General features: G+C 58.9%; 14 protein-coding genes. 10 read left to right on the top strand and 4 right to left on the bottom strand.

The features are described from left to right. Positions 1–132 precede the first annotated feature (132 nt). The 6 genes from HB680_RS11120 to cyoE all read left to right on the top strand — a co-directional run bounded on the left by HB680_RS11120 (position 133) and on the right by cyoE (position 6,313). Complete coding sequence (locus HB680_RS11120) at positions 133–642, top strand: disulfide bond formation protein B (RefSeq protein WP_163912094.1); 510 nt, start codon at positions 133–135, stop codon at positions 640–642. 801 nt (positions 643–1,443) lie between these two features. After that, positions 1,444–2,388: a ubiquinol oxidase subunit II gene (gene cyoA / locus HB680_RS11115; protein ID WP_213938531.1), complete on the top strand. Its 945-nt coding sequence runs from the start codon at positions 1,444–1,446 to the stop codon at positions 2,386–2,388. A 3-nt stretch (positions 2,389–2,391) separates the two neighbouring features. After that, positions 2,392–4,422, top strand: a complete 2,031-nt coding sequence (gene cyoB / locus HB680_RS11110; RefSeq protein ID WP_213938522.1) for a cytochrome o ubiquinol oxidase subunit I — start codon at positions 2,392–2,394, stop codon at positions 4,420–4,422. A 3-nt stretch (positions 4,423–4,425) separates the two neighbouring features. After that, positions 4,426–5,052 carry a cytochrome o ubiquinol oxidase subunit III gene (locus HB680_RS11105; protein WP_213938520.1) on the top strand — a complete coding sequence of 209 codons (627 nt, stop codon included), beginning with the start codon at positions 4,426–4,428 and terminating at the stop codon, positions 5,050–5,052. Next, complete coding sequence (cyoD, locus tag HB680_RS11100; RefSeq protein ID WP_213938518.1) at positions 5,052–5,414, top strand: cytochrome o ubiquinol oxidase subunit IV; 363 nt, start codon at positions 5,052–5,054, stop codon at positions 5,412–5,414. Before HB680_RS11105 ends, cyoD begins: the two co-directional genes overlap by 1 nt. A gap of 11 nt (positions 5,415–5,425) precedes the next feature. Continuing rightward, positions 5,426–6,313: a heme o synthase gene (cyoE, locus tag HB680_RS11095; protein ID WP_123410182.1), complete on the top strand. Its 888-nt coding sequence runs from the start codon at positions 5,426–5,428 to the stop codon at positions 6,311–6,313. A gap of 208 nt (positions 6,314–6,521) precedes the next feature. Here the strand turns inward: cyoE and HB680_RS11090 are convergent, their stop codons facing one another. Beyond that, a complete protein-coding gene (locus tag HB680_RS11090) occupies positions 6,522–7,931 on the bottom strand; it encodes a PLP-dependent aminotransferase family protein (RefSeq protein WP_213938517.1) in 1,410 nt (469 codons plus the stop codon). 122 nt (positions 7,932–8,053) lie between these two features. Between HB680_RS11090 and HB680_RS11085 the strand changes: the two genes are divergently transcribed. Beyond that, complete coding sequence (locus tag HB680_RS11085) at positions 8,054–8,539, top strand: RidA family protein (RefSeq protein WP_213938515.1); 486 nt, start codon at positions 8,054–8,056, stop codon at positions 8,537–8,539. 148 nt (positions 8,540–8,687) lie between these two features. After that, complete coding sequence (locus HB680_RS11080) at positions 8,688–9,182, top strand: RidA family protein (protein ID WP_213938513.1); 495 nt, start codon at positions 8,688–8,690, stop codon at positions 9,180–9,182. A gap of 79 nt (positions 9,183–9,261) precedes the next feature. Here the strand turns inward: HB680_RS11080 and HB680_RS11075 are convergent, their stop codons facing one another. The 3 genes from HB680_RS11075 to HB680_RS11065 all read right to left on the bottom strand — a co-directional run bounded on the left by HB680_RS11075 (position 9,262) and on the right by HB680_RS11065 (position 12,414). Beyond that, positions 9,262–9,966 (bottom strand): hypothetical protein, encoded by a 705-nt coding sequence (locus tag HB680_RS11075; protein ID WP_213938511.1) that lies wholly within the window; start codon positions 9,964–9,966, stop codon positions 9,262–9,264. Positions 9,967–10,183: 217 nt separating this feature from the next. After that, entirely contained in the window at positions 10,184–11,701 is a 1,518-nt protein-coding gene (locus HB680_RS11070) for a HAMP domain-containing sensor histidine kinase (RefSeq protein WP_213938510.1), read from the bottom strand. Beyond that, positions 11,698–12,414, bottom strand: a complete 717-nt coding sequence (locus HB680_RS11065) for a response regulator transcription factor (protein ID WP_213938508.1) — start codon at positions 12,412–12,414, stop codon at positions 11,698–11,700. Before HB680_RS11065 ends, HB680_RS11070 begins: the two co-directional genes overlap by 4 nt. Positions 12,415–12,565: 151 nt before the next feature. Here HB680_RS11065 and msrB point away from each other — a divergent pair, with 151 nt between their 5' ends. After that, positions 12,566–13,084 (top strand): peptide-methionine (R)-S-oxide reductase MsrB, encoded by a 519-nt coding sequence (msrB, locus tag HB680_RS11060; protein WP_213938506.1) that lies wholly within the window; start codon positions 12,566–12,568, stop codon positions 13,082–13,084. A 43-nt stretch (positions 13,085–13,127) separates the two neighbouring features. After that, on the top strand, positions 13,128–14,891 hold the full coding sequence (locus HB680_RS11055) for a cytochrome c biogenesis protein DipZ (protein WP_213938504.1): 1,764 nt from the start codon (positions 13,128–13,130) through the stop codon (positions 14,889–14,891). Positions 14,892–14,909: the final 18 nt, after the last annotated feature.

The following is a 14,909-nucleotide window of genomic DNA, read 5'->3' as shown; positions in this document are numbered from 1 at the left end:
ACACTCGAAAGTTAATCCCTCCTTAACCAACCTGTCGTCTATTCCCCCGACATCTACCGGCGCGCGCCAGGCTCTCAACAGTCATGGTCTGCGTGTAGACTTCCGGCAATCGATATTTAGAAGGGAAACGCGATGAGTGACGAAACGATGCGGTTGGGCCGTGAGCGGCGTTATCTGGTGCTGCTGGGCATTATCTGCCTGGCGCTGATCGGCGGTGCGCTGTACATGCAGGTGGTGCTGGAAGAGGCGCCGTGCCCGCTGTGCATCCTGCAACGTTATGCGTTGTTGCTGATCGCCATCTTCGCCTTCATCGGCGCGGCCATGCGCACCCGTCGCAGCCTTACGGTGTTCGAGGTGCTGGTGGTGATCTGCGCGCTTGGCGGCGTGGCGGTGGCCGGGCATCACGTCTATACGCAGTTCTATCCGGCAGTCAGCTGTGGCGTCGATGTGCTGCAACCGATTGTCGACGGCCTGCCACTGGCGAAGATTTTCCCGCTGGGCTTCCAGGTCGATGGCTTCTGCGACACGCCGTACCCGCCGATCCTCGGCCTGTCGCTGGCACAGTGGGCGCTGGTGTCGTTTGTGCTCGTGGTAATCCTGGTGCCGCTGTTGGTTTCGCGTAATCGCAAAGCGTTGCGTTAACCCGCCGCGTTAAACAAAAACGCCCCGGTCCTCGTCAGGAGGGCCAGGGCGTTTTGCATTTCAGGGCCCGGGTAAACAGACCGTGATGTGCGACAGCCAAGGGTGCGCAACATGTGCGACATGTTGTCACAGCTCGAGTGTCGCAACGCATTTCAAAGAGCGGAATTGGTGCATAGCTACGCAACGAAATGTCCGGAATGGAGGGGCCGCCCGTTTGTGCACCATTGTGGTGAAACAGGCAGTTTTAACAGGGCCTGACGTAGGGCTGGAACCCTTGCGATATAGGGGGTTGGGCAGGGTCGAAGCAAGGCAAAGCGCCATGAAGGCTGTCTGAACCGAGGGTGGTAGCCCCACAAATTTTGGTGTTTTTGTTGAGAATTAATTTCGATACCATGCTGAGCTTTTGCAAAATCCGTTAATGATTGTTGCTGGAATGGATAAAAATTATTTCGAGATGAGACATGGTTTATAGGCGGCGACGTATCTACAATCGCCCGCACTGAATTCCCGGCGCTGCTCTCATCTGAGCAGAATAGGGCGTCGAGAGGCTTAGCGGCTTCATGCGACTCCCAGGTGTCGGTGCCTTTCCGACTATCCGCACCAAATGGAATTGGTCTGTAACAAGGCCTTTGACCACGAATTCGAATAAGAACTCACCGCTAGCCCAGGATTTGTCGAACAGCGTCTGACGCGCGACGGGCAGCCCTTATTCAATCCAAGAAAAATGCCAACCCTTGGCAGGGTGAAGTGTTGGCGATCAAAACCCAACTGCATTGCGCAAGCTGCTTTAGAGGTCGTGAGATGAGTAAAAACAGGTACCCCAGACTACTAGGCTTATTGCCGCTGCTCGGCACGTTGCTGCTGTCAGGCTGCAACATGACCTTGCTCGACCCCAAGGGCCAGGTCGGCCTGGATGAGCGAAACCTGATCATCACCGCAACGCTGCTGATGCTGTTGGTCGTTGTGCCGGTCATCGTCATGACGTTCCTGTTCGCCTGGAAATATCGCGCTTCCAACCCGAACGCGGTGTACGCGCCTAAGTGGTCGCACTCCACCAAGATCGAAATCGCGGTGTGGGCTGTTCCGGTCCTGATCATCATTGCGCTGGGTTACGTGACCTACATTTCGACCCACGCCCTGGACCCTTACAAGCCGCTGGAATCCGACGTCAAGCCGATCACCGTTGAAGTGGTCTCCATGGACTGGAAGTGGCTGTTCATCTACCCGGAACAAGGCATCGCCACCGTTAACAAACTGGTGTTCCCGGCCAACACGCCCATCAATTTCAAAATCACCTCCGACACCGTGATGAACTCGTTCTTCATCCCGGGCCTGGGTGGCCAGATCTACGCGATGGCGGGCATGGAAACCAAGCTGCACCTGATTGCCAACCAGAACGCTGAATTCGACGGTATCTCCGCCAACTACAGCGGCGCGGGTTTCACCGGCATGAAGTTCAAAGCTATCGCCACTTCCCGGGCGGATTTCGATGCCTGGGTCAGTGATGTCAAGAAGGCACCTAAACAGCTGGAAAAAGCTGAATACGAAGCCCTTTCCAAACCAAGCCAGAACAACCCAGTCGAGCTCTACTCCTCGTTCACGCCAAACCTGTTCCAGATCATCGTCGACAAGTACGAAGGCATGAAACCGGGCCAGCCAATGCATCACGAGAAAAAAGAGCACGAAATGGCCGCCATGGAAGGGATGGACATGAGTTCGCATTCAGCTGCCGGGGCAGAGGAGTAAACGATGTTTGGTAAATTAAGTTGGGAAGCGGTCCCGTTCCACGAACCGATCGTGATGATTACCATCGCCATGATCGCGCTCGGTGGTCTGGCGGTATTCGGGCTGATCACCTATTTCAAGAAGTGGACCTACCTGTGGACCGAGTGGCTGACGTCGGTCGACCACAAGAAAATCGGGGTGATGTACATCATCGTCGCCATGGTCATGCTGCTGCGCGGTTTTGCCGACGCCATCATGATGCGTTCCCAGCTGGCCCTGGCCACCGAGGGTTCGCCTGGCTACCTGCCGCCTGAACACTATGACCAGATCTTCACCGCCCACGGTGTGATCATGATCATCTTCATGGCGATGCCATTCTTCACCGGCCTGATGAACCTTGCAGTGCCGCTGCAGATCGGCGCGCGTGACGTTGCCTACCCGTTCCTGAACTCCCTGAGCTTCTGGCTGCTGGTCTCCGGCGTGGTGCTGGTAAACGTGTCCCTGGGTGTCGGCGAATTCGCCCGTACCGGTTGGGTTGCGTATCCACCGCTGTCGGAACTGGGCTACAGCCCGGGCGTTGGCGTGGACTACTACATCTGGGCATTACAACTGTCTGGTCTAGGGACGACATTGACGGGGGTCAACTTCCTGGCCACCGTGCTGAAGATGCGTACTCCAGGCATGAAAATGATGGACATGCCGATCTTCACCTGGACCTGCACCTGGGCCAACGTGCTGATCGTGGCTTCGTTCCCGATTCTGACCGCTACCCTGGCGTTGCTGACGCTTGACCGTTACATGGATTTCCACATTTTCACCAATGAACTTGGTGGCAATCCAATGATGTACGTCAACCTGTTCTGGGCCTGGGGTCACCCCGAGGTTTACATCCTGATTCTGCCGGCGTTCGGGGTCTTCTCCGAAGTCATCTCGACCTTCTCCGGCAAGCGTCTGTTCGGCCACCACTCGATGATCTACGCCTCGGGCGCGATCTCGATCCTGGGCTTCATGGTCTGGCTGCACCACTTCTTCACCATGGGTTCGGGGGCCAGCGTCAACGCCTTCTTTGGCCTGGCAACGATGCTGATCTCGATTCCGACGGGGGTGAAGCTATTCAACTGGCTGTTCACCATCTATCGCGGTCGTCTGCAGTTCACCAGCCAGGTGCTCTGGACCCTGGGCTTCATGGTGACCTTCGCCATCGGCGGCATGACCGGCGTACTTCTGGCCATCCCGGGTGCTGACTTCGTCCTGCACAACAGCCTGTTCGTGATCGCTCACTTCCACAACGTGATCATCGGCGGCGCGGTATTCGGCTACATCGCCGGTTTCGCTTTCTTCTTCCCTAAAGCGTTCGGCTTCAAGCTGCACGAAGGTTGGGGCAAGGCAGCGTTCTGGTTCTGGATCTCGGGCTTCTTCGTCGCGTTCATGCCGCTCTATGCACTGGGCTTCATGGGCATGACCCGTCGTCTGAACGCCACCACCAACCCTGAGTGGGTGCCTTACCTGCACGTCGCCATGTTCGGCGCAGTCATGATCGCGGTCGGTATTGCCTGCCAGTTGATCCAGCTGTACGTCAGTGTGCGTGACCGCAAGAAGCCAGAGAACATGTGCGAACACGGCGATCCGTGGAATGCCCACACGCTGGAATGGTCGACCTCGTCGCCACCGCCGTTCTACAACTTCGCCGTACTGCCGAAAGCGCCAGGCATCGACCCGTTCACTGAAGCCAAGGAAAACGGTACTGCGTACCAGACTCCGGTCAAGTACGAGCCGATCCACATGCCAAACAACACCGCGACCGGTCTGGTCATGGGTGCTCTGTTGACCGTGTTCGGTTTCGCGATGATCTGGCACATCTGGTGGATGGCCATCTTCGGCCTCGCCGGTACCGTGATCTACTTCGTTATCCATGCTGCCCGTGATGACCAGGGCTATATGGTGCCGGTCGACGTGATCGAGCGCATCGAAGCCGAGCAGCACAAGCGTCTGGTAGCCGCCGGGAAAGTCCCTGCTGGCGCCACCCGTGTTGAAACCTCGTTGGAACAGGCTTAAACCATGTCGAACTTAGTGACCAATGCTGGACACACCCATGTCGATGAACATGGGCACGATGACCATCACCACGACTCGGGCGAGATGACCGTATTCGGTTTCTGGCTCTACCTGATGACCGACTGCATTTTGTTTGCGTCGATCTTCGCGGTGTACGCGGTACTGGTTAACAACGTAGCGGGTGGCCCGTCGGGCCACGACATCTTCGAGCTGCCATACGTGCTGGGCGAAACCGCCTGCCTGTTGCTCAGCTCGATCACCTACGGCTTCGCCATGCTGGCGTTGTTCAAGGGCAACAAGAAAGCCGTGTTGGGCTGGTTGGCCATCACTTTTCTGTTCGGCCTGGGCTTCATCGGCATGGAGATTAACGAGTTCCACATGCTGATCTCCGAAGGCTACGGTCCTAACCGCAGCGGCTTCCTGTCCGGGTTCTTCACCCTGGTCGGCACCCACGGTGTGCACGTGACCAGTGGTCTGATCTGGATGGCGATCATGATGTATCAGGTCAACAAGCACGGCCTGACGTCGACCAACAAGACTCGCCTGAGCTGCCTGAGCCTGTTCTGGCACTTCCTGGACGTGGTGTGGATCTGCGTATTCACCGTTGTTTACCTGATGGGGACCCTGTAATGGCTAACGCAGCTCACTCAAATCATGGCCACGATACCCACGGACACGACAGCCACGACGCCGGTCACGGCAGCGTAAAGTCCTACGCCATCGGCTTCATCCTGTCGGTGATCCTGACGATCATTCCGTTCGGCCTGGTGATGTACCCATCGCTGCCGAAAGTTTGGACGCTGTGGATCGTACTGGCGTTCGCAGTGATCCAGGTGCTCGTTCACCTGGTGTACTTCCTCCACTTGGACCGCTCCGCCGCCCAGCGTAACAACGTGATCGCGTTTGTGTTCGCTGCGATGGTGATCGTCCTGCTGGTTGGCTTGTCGCTGTGGATCATGTTCAGCATCCACACCGTCATGATGGCGCACTGAGGAAAGTCCGGATGTCCTTTAAGCACTTTATCCAAATCACCAAACCGGGGATCATTTTCGGTAACGTGCTTTCTGTGGCAGGCGGTTTTTTCCTGGCCTCGAAAGGGCATGTCGATCTGGCCATCTTCCTGGCCGCCATGATCGGCACGTCCCTGGTGGTAGCTTCCGGTTGCGTGTTCAACAACTGCATCGACCGCGACATCGACCTGAAGATGGAACGCACCAAGAACCGGGTGCTGGTCCAGGGCTTAATCTCCCTGAAACTGGCCCTGATCTACGCGACCGTCCTCGGCATCGCCGGCGTTGCACTGTTGTACAAGGTGGCTAATCCACTGGCCGCGCTGTTCGCGGTGATCGGTTTCGTCATCTACGTCGGCTTCTACAGCCTGTACCTCAAGCGCAAGTCGGTTCACGGAACGCTGGTGGGCAGTCTGTCGGGCGCCATGCCGCCGGTGATCGGTTACGTCGCCGTGACCAACAGCTTCGACATGGCCGCGCTAACCCTGCTGGTGATGTTCAGCCTGTGGCAGATGCCGCATTCCTACGCCATCGCGATCTTCCGCTTCAACGATTACCTGGCTGCATCGATTCCGGTGTTGCCAGTGAAGCGCGGGATTCAGGTCGCCAAGAAGCACATCTTGCTCTACATCCTGGCATTCCTGGTCGCGACCCTGATGCTGACCTTCAGCGGCTACGCCGGCATGAGCTACCTTGCCGTCGCCGCCGCCATGGGCATGTACTGGTTGTACATGGCCTGGACCGGCTACAAGGCAGTGGATGACACGGTCTGGGCACGCAAGCTGTTCGTGTTCTCGATCTTCACCATTACCGCGCTGAGCGTGATGATGTCGCTGGACTTCAAAGTGCCGAGTGAGCTGTTGCTGACTTATGCGCCTTAGGGTTTAGCTACTGAATTGAAAAACCCCGCCCTTCGAGAGGAGAGCGGGGTTTTTTATTGGGGGTTTTTCTGGTGGACCGCGGCGCGCCTTTCGCGAGCAAGCCCGCTCCCACAGGAGTTCAGCGTCGGGCGAAAAAGTTGTGGCAACCCCGATCCAATGTGGGAGCGGGCTTGCTCGCGAAGGGAGCGACGCGGTGTATCAGGAAGTCTCAGCGATCCAGCAACCGGAAAAAACGCTCCCGAACCTGGGCGTTATCACTGTGTGCCACGTTGAATCGCAGAAACTGGCTGGCATCCGGTGCCTTGCTGAGCAGGGTGCCGGGCGCCAGCACGAGGTCGTTTTCCATGCCTTTGCGGGCCAGGGTTTCGGCGTGCAGGCCTTCCGGCAAACGTGTCCAGATAAACAGCCCTTCACCGGGCAGGGAGGACACGGAACACCCGGCCTCCACCAACCAACGCGCCACCCGACTGCTCGATTCATACAACCGATCCACCGTCCGCCGCGTATGTTTGGCGTAGCTCCCGTTGCTGAGCATCTTGCACGTAATCTGCTCCGCAAATTCCGAGGTCACGCCGCCGCAGGCCATTTTCAGGGTGATCATCCGCGCTGCCAGTTCGGGAGACAGTACGGCATAGCTGACCCGGCTGTTGGCCGTCAGGGTCTTGGAGAACCCGGACACGTAACTCACATTGTCCACGCCACTTGCCGCCAGACGCGGTGTGCGGCGTTGCTGAAGATCGCCATACAAATCGTCTTCGACAATGTGGAAGCCATAGCGGTGGCTCAACTCCATCAGCCGATACACCTGCGCCGGGGAAAACGAATGCCCGGTGGGGTTATGCAGCGTGCTGTTGGTCATGTACAGCACGGGTTTGTGGGCGATCAGCGCTTGCTCGAAGGCTTCCAGGTCCAGGCCTTCGCAGGTGCGTGCAACGGTAATGACGTTGGCGCCATGCAGCGCCAGGTTGGTGTGCATGTTGAAGTAGCACGGGTCGTCGAGCAGCACGGTGTCGCCGGGTTTGAGCAGCAGGCGCATCAGCAGGTCGACGGCCTGCATGGTGTTGGCGGTGGTGATGATCTGTTCCACCGGCACGTCGATGCCGAAGGTCGCAAGCTTGACCCGCAACGCGTGGCGTAATGGCAGATAACCCCCCGTGACACCGTATTCGCCCATGCGCAGGGCGGTGGCGCGCAGGGTGCCGCGCACGGCTTTGAGCAGTTCTTCGGCGGGCAGCCAGGAGGAGGGCAGAAATCCGCAGCCGGGGCGCAGGGCGCCGTTGTCCAGCAATACGGCGCGGCGGACGATGCTGAGGGTGTCCTGGGGTTGCAGGTCCGGGCCGGGCTCCACCGGGATCGTGGTGCTGGAGCGATGCACGTAATGCCCCGAACCCTGGCGTGAAACCACCAACCCCTTGGCCCGCAAGTGGTCGAGGGCGTCGACCACTGTGGATTTGCCCACATTCAGCAGCTCGGCCAGTTCGCGAATCGGCGGCAGCTTGGCACCGTGGGGCAAGCCGCCCTGGCTGATGGCGATCGACAGTTGCTCGACGATCTGCTGCACCAGCGGCACACCTGGCTGGAACTCGATGGCGGCGATGACCGCACGTTGGGCCTGCATTTTACTGGTCTCCCTGGCAGTAAAGTTCGCTGGATTCTATACGAACTTGCTCTGCTCAAGGCAAGCGTCTGTGCCTACCCTCGAAGGCGTGTTTCGCAAGATTGATCTAGAAGGTGCAGTCAATGAACAAGCCAACCACCCGTGACGAACGCTTTATCGAGCTGGCCAAGGAGCACGGCTTCGACATTTACGACGAGAACACCGCCGGCGGGCATTACTCCCTGCTGGTCTGGCATGGCAATGAATTGTATGTAAGCGGCCTGGTGCCGCGCATGAACGGCAAAATCCAGTATCCCGGCCGGGTGGGCCTGGAACTCAACCTGGCGGATGCCCAAGCCGCTGCGGGCATCAGTGCCATACGCGCCTTGGCACTGATCATGGATGCTGTCGGTTCACTGGATAAAATCAAGTCACTGATTCGTATCACCGTCCATGTCAAATCCACCTTTGATTTCGTTGACCTCAGTGAAGTGGCCAACGGCGCGTCGGATGTCTTTACCCATGTGTTGGGCGACGCCGGTAAACATACCCGAACCACCGTCGGTGTTTATCAGCTGCCGAAAAATGCCCCGGTAGAAGTGGACATGATTGTCGCCCTGGAACCCTAGGCTCGGTAGCAATCACGTATCAAACAGCCCCGCCCTCGAAAGAAGTGCGGGGCTTTTTCATTCAGGGTCGTGGCGAAGGGCTACCTTGGGCTAATCTGTCGAAAGTTAGAGTTGTTAACGGATAGATACAAAGGTGGGGTAGGGGGAAATGACGGGCCACATGACTTGCGATGAACGCTTCATCGCTCTGGCAACAGAACTTGATTACGACATCTACGGCGAGAGCACCATCGGTTGGCATTTTGAACCCCTGGTTCGGCACAACAATGAACTGTATGTCAGTGGTCTGATACCGCGTAAGCATGGCAAGGTCCAGTACCCGGGCAGGGTAGGCCTTGAACTGACCCTGGCCGATGCTCAAATCGCCGCCAGCATCAGTGCGATGCGAGGGCTGGCATTGATTGTCGACACCATCGGCTCACTGGACAAAATCAAGGCGCTGTTACGCATCACGGTGTATGTAAAGTCCACGGCGGACTTTGCTGACCTGAGCGAAGTGGCCAATGGTGCGTCCGATGTGTTCAGGCATGTATTGGGAGATGCCGGCAAACACACACGAACCACGATTGGGGTTTACCAACTACCGAAAAATGCGGCCGTCGAAATGGACATGATTGTTGCGTTACGTCCTCCCGCGCCGTGACGCTTTGTGGCAGGCAACAAAAAGCCCCGCGCTGAACCTCAGTGCGGGGCTTTTGGTTTTGCAGGACCGCTGAGTCGTGTTACTGCGCGGCGATGCTGTAACCGTCAAACGCGGTTTGCTGCTGCAGCGCGGTGATGATGTTTTTGCGGTTGACCGCTTGTTCCGTCCCGGCATTGTCCAGGAAGGTTTCGCTTTCCAGCTCTGCTTCTTCACCTTCGCCGACAAAGGTGAAACCGAGGAACTCCAGGGCTTCACGGTCAACGTTCAGGCGCGAGCGTGGCGTGCGCAGCGGCAAGGTGACGTTCATGCCATCCTTGCTGATGGTGAACACTTCGACGTCTTTCTTGGCGCGAGCAGCCTTGCTCTTGCCGCTGCTCGGGTTACTGATGGCTTGATGCGTCTGGTTCAGCACCTTCAGCGCCAGGCCATAAACAATTTCCTGAAACGCCGGATCGTCCTTGAAGCTGGACAGGATGCGGCTGATCGGGAATTTGCTGCTCAGGTCTTCCAGGGCGGCAATGTCGGAGGCCTCGGCATCCTTGAGTTGCTTGAGTTCGCCCATCAGCTCATAGGCTTTGTCGTCGTCGAAGCTGTCGTGGGCCTGGCGAATCGCGGCGCGCAGCTCGCGAATCTGGTCGCTTTCCCGGGTGGACTGGAAAGCGTCCAGGACCATCTCGCTGATGGTCTTGGCCTGGGGCACGTGCTGTGAAAGATTGATGGAGTTTTCGTATTCCGCTTTGGACGACAAGGTGACTACGGATTCAGCGGTGTTGGAATCGGACATTGAAATTTCACTACTTCTTTTAACTTGAGTTGAGGCGAGAAAGCGCTAGGCCTTTTCAGGCCGCCTAATCTATTGGACCGAGGCGGAGTTGTCACGACCCAACAGGCGAGTGGACGTATTTGGATGCCTACCCACCCGAAGGCTGCGATCTTTTGATCTTGATCTTCGGCGATGTTGAAAGTGCTGAAGATCAAAAGATCGCAGCCTTCGGCAGCTCCTACGCCCCCGGCGAATTCAGATTCATCGAGCGAACCACCCCTTGTTCGGCCGTTTGCTCGTCCACGGGCAACGTAAAGCGGAAGGTGGCGCCGCGTCCCGGCACATCGATCAGCTGGATATCACGGCCATGCAGTTGCAGGATGCGATGCACGATCCGCAGCCCCAAACCACCGTCGCGCCGTGCACCGCCGATGTTGAATGGCCGCAGGAACAAGCCTTCGCGCAGTTCGGCGGCGATGCCGGGGCCGGTGTCGCTGATGGTCACTTCGACGAACGAGCCCTGAGGTCGCAGGCCGAGTTCGATTTCACCGCCCTGAGGGGTATGGCGCAAGGCGTTGTCGAACAGGTTGGTCAGCACCCGTTCGATCAACCCCAGGTCGGCACAAGCCGCGGAAACGTTGGGGGCGAAGGTCGCCTTGAGTTCCACCTGGCGTGCTTCGGCGGTGAGTTCGAACTTCTGAAAGATGTCTTGCACCAGATCGGTCATGGAGAAGCGTTCCAGCACCGGTTGCACAAAACCGTGTTCCAGGCGCACCAGTTCCAGCAGCGATTGCGCCAGGCCACCAACCTTGCGGCTTTGATCGAGGGCGATGCCAAGGTAGCGGCGACGGTCGGCGGGGGAGAGCGTGGCGTCCTTGAGCGACAACGTTTCCAGATAACCGTGCAGCGAGGCCAGGGGCGTGCGCAGGTCATGGGAGATGTTCGCCACCAATTCGCGACGTTCCTGATCCTGACGCGTCAGCGAGCGCCATTGTTCACTGAGGCGGGTTTGCATCTGCCGGAATGCGGCGTCGAGCACGGCAATCTCATCGTGAATGGAGGCTTTGTCGACAGGAGCTGGTGTCGGCGGCGTGACCGGCACGCCGTCGATGTCGAACTGGCTGACGGTTTCGGTCAGGCGTCGCAACGGCCGGGTGATCAAGGCAAAGGCTGTAAGGCCGGCAATCAGGCACAGCAGCGCCACCAGGCCGATGGACAGCAGCGCCGTATTCAACGCAGCGCTGGTGGCACCGCGTTCGGCGTAGCGATCATGTTCTTCGCTGAGCAGCACGACATACAGATAGCCGGCCGGTTTACCGTCGACCTGCAACGGCGCGGCGCTGAATACCTTGCGGCCATCGACGCTGCGCGGGTCGTCGCCAAGGATCGGCAAGGCGTCGCCCTTGAGCAAACGCTGGACCGGCTGCAGATCGACTTGATTGCGGCGTATCCGTCCTTCCGGCGCAGCGCTGCCGACGATGCGGCCCTGGCTGTCGAGCAGATAGACCTCGACACTCGGGTTGACCAGCATCAGTTGGCTGAACAGATCGCGCACGGCATTCGGCATCAGGCCCTTGGCGTCCATCAGCACGGTGTCGTGGGCGATGTGCTGGGCCAGATCCCGGGACAACCCTTGCACCACTTCCAGCTCATGCATCTGGTTGGAGCGCACCTGCATCCATGCCGAGGAGCCGCAGCACACCAGCAGCAACACGGCGAACACCAGGGACAGGCGCTGAGTCAGGGTCATTCTCATGGATGGTCCTCGGGTGCCGCGAATTTATAACCGCGTCCCCACACCGTGAGGATGCGCACCGGTTGCGCCGGATCGGTTTCGATCTTGGCCCGCAGGCGATTGATGTGGGTGTTGACCGTGTGTTCGTAGCCTTCGTGGCTGTAGCCCCACACGGCGTTGAGCAGGTCCATGCGCGAAAACACCTTGCCCGGTTGGCGGACGAAGAAATACAACAGGTCGAACTCCCGTGGCGTCAGGTCCAGACGCCGGCCGTCGAGGGACACTTCGCGGGTGATCGGGTCGATGGACAGGCCGTCGAGGATCAGGCTTCCGGCGTCCATCTTCAGGTTGCGGGCCATGGCGTCGACCCGTCGCAGCAATGCCTTGACCCGCGCCACCAGCTCCAGCATGGAAAACGGCTTGGCCAGGTAATCGTCGGCACCCAGTTCCAGGCCCAGGATGCGGTGCAGTTCGCTGGAGCGCGCGCTGGTGATGATGATCGGGGTGTAGCGCGCCATGGCCCGGGCGCGTTTGCAGATTTCCAGGCCGTCGACACCGGGCAGCATCAGGTCAAGGATCAAGGCGTCCCAGCTTCCTTGCTGCAACAGGCGCATGCCTTCGTCCCCGTCGGCGCAATGCACCACCTCGAACTGCTCATCGCGCAGATGCAGGCAGATAAGGTCGGCGATATGCAGGTCGTCCTCGACCACCAGGACGCGTTTGGTCTGTTCCATGAAGCTCAATCCTTTGTTGCGAATGGGCACATTGTGCGGGTTTTCCTCGGGTGGAGTTATCACGAATTGTTTAACTCCCCGTGAGGATTTGGCGATCAACCCAAGCCTAGGCTGTGTTCCATGACAGGCACCTGGAATTTTGGAGACGGCCATGTTTTCACGCAGACAATTTCTTTTAACGAGCGGCGGGCTGGGGGCTGCAGCCCTGGTGATCGGTGTATTGCCAAAATTTTCGGCAAGTTCCGCGCTGATCAGCGAGGCCGATGCGGCGGAGGTGTTCGAGGTGACTCACACCGACAGCGAATGGCACACCCTTCTCAGTGCCGAGCAATACGAGATCCTGCGCGAAGAAGGCACTGAACGCGCCTACAGCAGTCCGTTGAACAATGAGCACCGGCCAGGCACGTTTGCTTGCGCCGGGTGTGATCTGTCGTTGTTTTCATCCGACACCAAGTTCGACAGCCGTACCGGTTGGCCGAGTTTCTGGGCGCCGCTGGACAAAGCCGTGGCCACGCGTCAGGACCGATCTTTCGGCGTGTTACGCGAGGAGGTCCACTGCCGGCGTTGCGGCGGACACTTGGGCCATGTCTTCGACGATGGGCCCAAACCGACTGGCCTACGCTACTGCATGAATGGCCTGGCGATGACCTTCGAGCCACAGGCGGCTTGATCCGCAACCACTTACTTTCTTTCACTTGATGCAGGTCGATGCTATGTGGCTTCTGGTTCTGTCTTATCTCGGTGGTGTGCTGACCATTGTCAGCCCGTGCATCCTGCCGGTATTGCCGTTTGTCTTCGCGCGCACCGGGCAGCCGTTTGTGAAAAGTGGCTTGCCGCTGCTGGTGGGGATGGCCATGACCTTCGCCCTTGTCGCCACGTTGGCAGCGGTGGGCGGCGGCTGGGTGGTGCAGCTCAATCAGTACGGCCGCTGGCTTGCACTGGTGTTCGTGGCGCTGTTCGGCCTGACGCTGTTGCTGCCAAAACTGGCCGACCGTCTGACGCGTCCATTGGTGGCGGCGGGCAGTCGGTTGTCGGAAGTGGCGGGCGCCGATGCTCGGCCGCGTCCCGGTGCTTCGTTTCTGATCGGCGTGGCCACGGGCCTGCTCTGGGCACCTTGCGCCGGGCCGATCCTCGGATTGGTGCTGACGGGTGCGGCGTTGCAAGGGGCGAGCATCGGCACCACGTTGTTGCTGCTGGCGTACGCCGCCGGTGCTGCAACCTCCCTGGCCGTAGCGCTGTTGCTGGGCGGCAAGGTATTCGCTGCGATGAAACGCTCGATCGGTGCAGGCGAGTGGGTGCGCAAAGGGCTTGGCGCCATGATGCTGGCCGGTGTGGCCGCGATTGCGCTGGGGCTGGACACCGGGATTCTGGCACGGGTTTCGACGGCGTCCACCGGTAGTATCGAACAGGCCCTGGTCGGGCGCCTGGCCGGCAAATCACCGAACAACAGCGCGGCACTTCCGGCCTCGGGCAGTGCCATGCAAGTTGCTGACAAAAACCCAGGCACGCTGCCGGTTGAGGGCAACCTCCCACCGCTGGATGGCGCCGTACAGTGGCTCAATTCGCCACCGCTGACCGCCGATGCGTTGAAGGGCAAAGTCGTGCTGGTGGATTTCTGGACCTACTCCTGCATCAACTGCCTGCGCACCTTGCCATATGTAAAAGCCTGGGCCGAGAAGTATCGCGATCAGGGCCTGGTGGTGATCGGCGTGCATGCGCCGGAGTTTGCCTTCGAACGCAATGTCGGCAACGTCACCAAAGCCATGAAAGACCTGGGCATCAACTACCCGGTGGCCATCGATAACGATTACAAGATCTGGCGCGCGTTCAGCAACGAGTACTGGCCGGCGCACTACTTTGCCGACGCTAAGGGGCGCATTCGTTATCACCACTTTGGCGAAGGCGAATACGCCGAGTCGGAACGGGTGATTCAACAATTGCTGAAGGAAGCAGGGGCAACCAAGGTCGCGGACGGTCTGATCACTGCCAGCGCCGAGGGTGTTCAGCTTGCCCCGGACATGAAGGAAGTCCTGTCGCCGGAAACCTATGTCGGCTATCAGCGTGCGGAGAACTTCGTACCCGAAAAAGGTTTCTCGGCTGACAAGGTCGCGACGTACAGCCCACCGGCCCAACTGGCCCTGAATAACTGGAGTCTCGGTGGCCAATGGAACGTCGGCTCGGAACGCGCCACTTCAAGTGCCCCAGCCAGCCGCATCGTCTACCGCTTCCACGCTCGCGACCTGCATCTGGTGCTGGGGCCTGGCGCTGATGGTAAACCGGTGCGTTTCAAAGTGCTGATTGACGGCAAGGCTCCGGGCGAAGCTCACGGCACCGATGTGGCGCCCGATGGTGGTGGCAGCGTGACTGAACAACGCTTGTATCAATTGGTGCGCCAGTCCGGCGATGTCACGGATCGCACCTTCAGCATCGAATTTCTCGACCCAGGCGTCTCGGCGTATGCCTTTACGTTTGGTTGATCGCGATCTCATTTTCCA

This window comes from Pseudomonas sp. dw_612, from assembly GCF_018449725.1.
Lineage (GTDB): Bacteria > Pseudomonadota > Gammaproteobacteria > Pseudomonadales > Pseudomonadaceae > Aquipseudomonas.
Note: the sequence above shows the minus strand (reverse complement) of the source record. Positions and strands in the feature narration are given on the sequence as shown.

Bases quoted from the DNA above. Each gene is read 5' to 3' on its own strand.
- HB680_RS11120 (WP_163912094.1), top strand. From the start codon at position 133: ATGAGTGACGAAACGATGCGGTTGGGCCGTGAGCGGCGTTATCTGGTG.
- cyoA (WP_213938531.1), top strand. From the start codon at position 1,444: ATGAGTAAAAACAGGTACCCCAGACTACTAGGCTTATTGCCGCTGCTC.
- cyoB (WP_213938522.1), top strand. From the start codon at position 2,392: ATGTTTGGTAAATTAAGTTGGGAAGCGGTCCCGTTCCACGAACCGATC.
- HB680_RS11105 (WP_213938520.1), top strand. From the start codon at position 4,426: ATGTCGAACTTAGTGACCAATGCTGGACACACCCATGTCGATGAACAT.
- cyoD (WP_213938518.1), top strand. From the start codon at position 5,052: ATGGCTAACGCAGCTCACTCAAATCATGGCCACGATACCCACGGACAC.
- cyoE (WP_123410182.1), top strand. From the start codon at position 5,426: ATGTCCTTTAAGCACTTTATCCAAATCACCAAACCGGGGATCATTTTC.
- HB680_RS11090 (WP_213938517.1), bottom strand. From the start codon at position 7,931: ATGCAGGCCCAACGTGCGGTCATCGCCGCCATCGAGTTCCAGCCAGGT.
- HB680_RS11085 (WP_213938515.1), top strand. From the start codon at position 8,054: ATGAACAAGCCAACCACCCGTGACGAACGCTTTATCGAGCTGGCCAAG.
- HB680_RS11080 (WP_213938513.1), top strand. From the start codon at position 8,688: ATGACGGGCCACATGACTTGCGATGAACGCTTCATCGCTCTGGCAACA.
- HB680_RS11075 (WP_213938511.1), bottom strand. From the start codon at position 9,966: ATGTCCGATTCCAACACCGCTGAATCCGTAGTCACCTTGTCGTCCAAA.
- HB680_RS11070 (WP_213938510.1), bottom strand. From the start codon at position 11,701: ATGAGAATGACCCTGACTCAGCGCCTGTCCCTGGTGTTCGCCGTGTTG.
- HB680_RS11065 (WP_213938508.1), bottom strand. From the start codon at position 12,414: ATGGAACAGACCAAACGCGTCCTGGTGGTCGAGGACGACCTGCATATC.
- msrB (WP_213938506.1), top strand. From the start codon at position 12,566: ATGTTTTCACGCAGACAATTTCTTTTAACGAGCGGCGGGCTGGGGGCT.
- HB680_RS11055 (WP_213938504.1), top strand. From the start codon at position 13,128: ATGTGGCTTCTGGTTCTGTCTTATCTCGGTGGTGTGCTGACCATTGTC.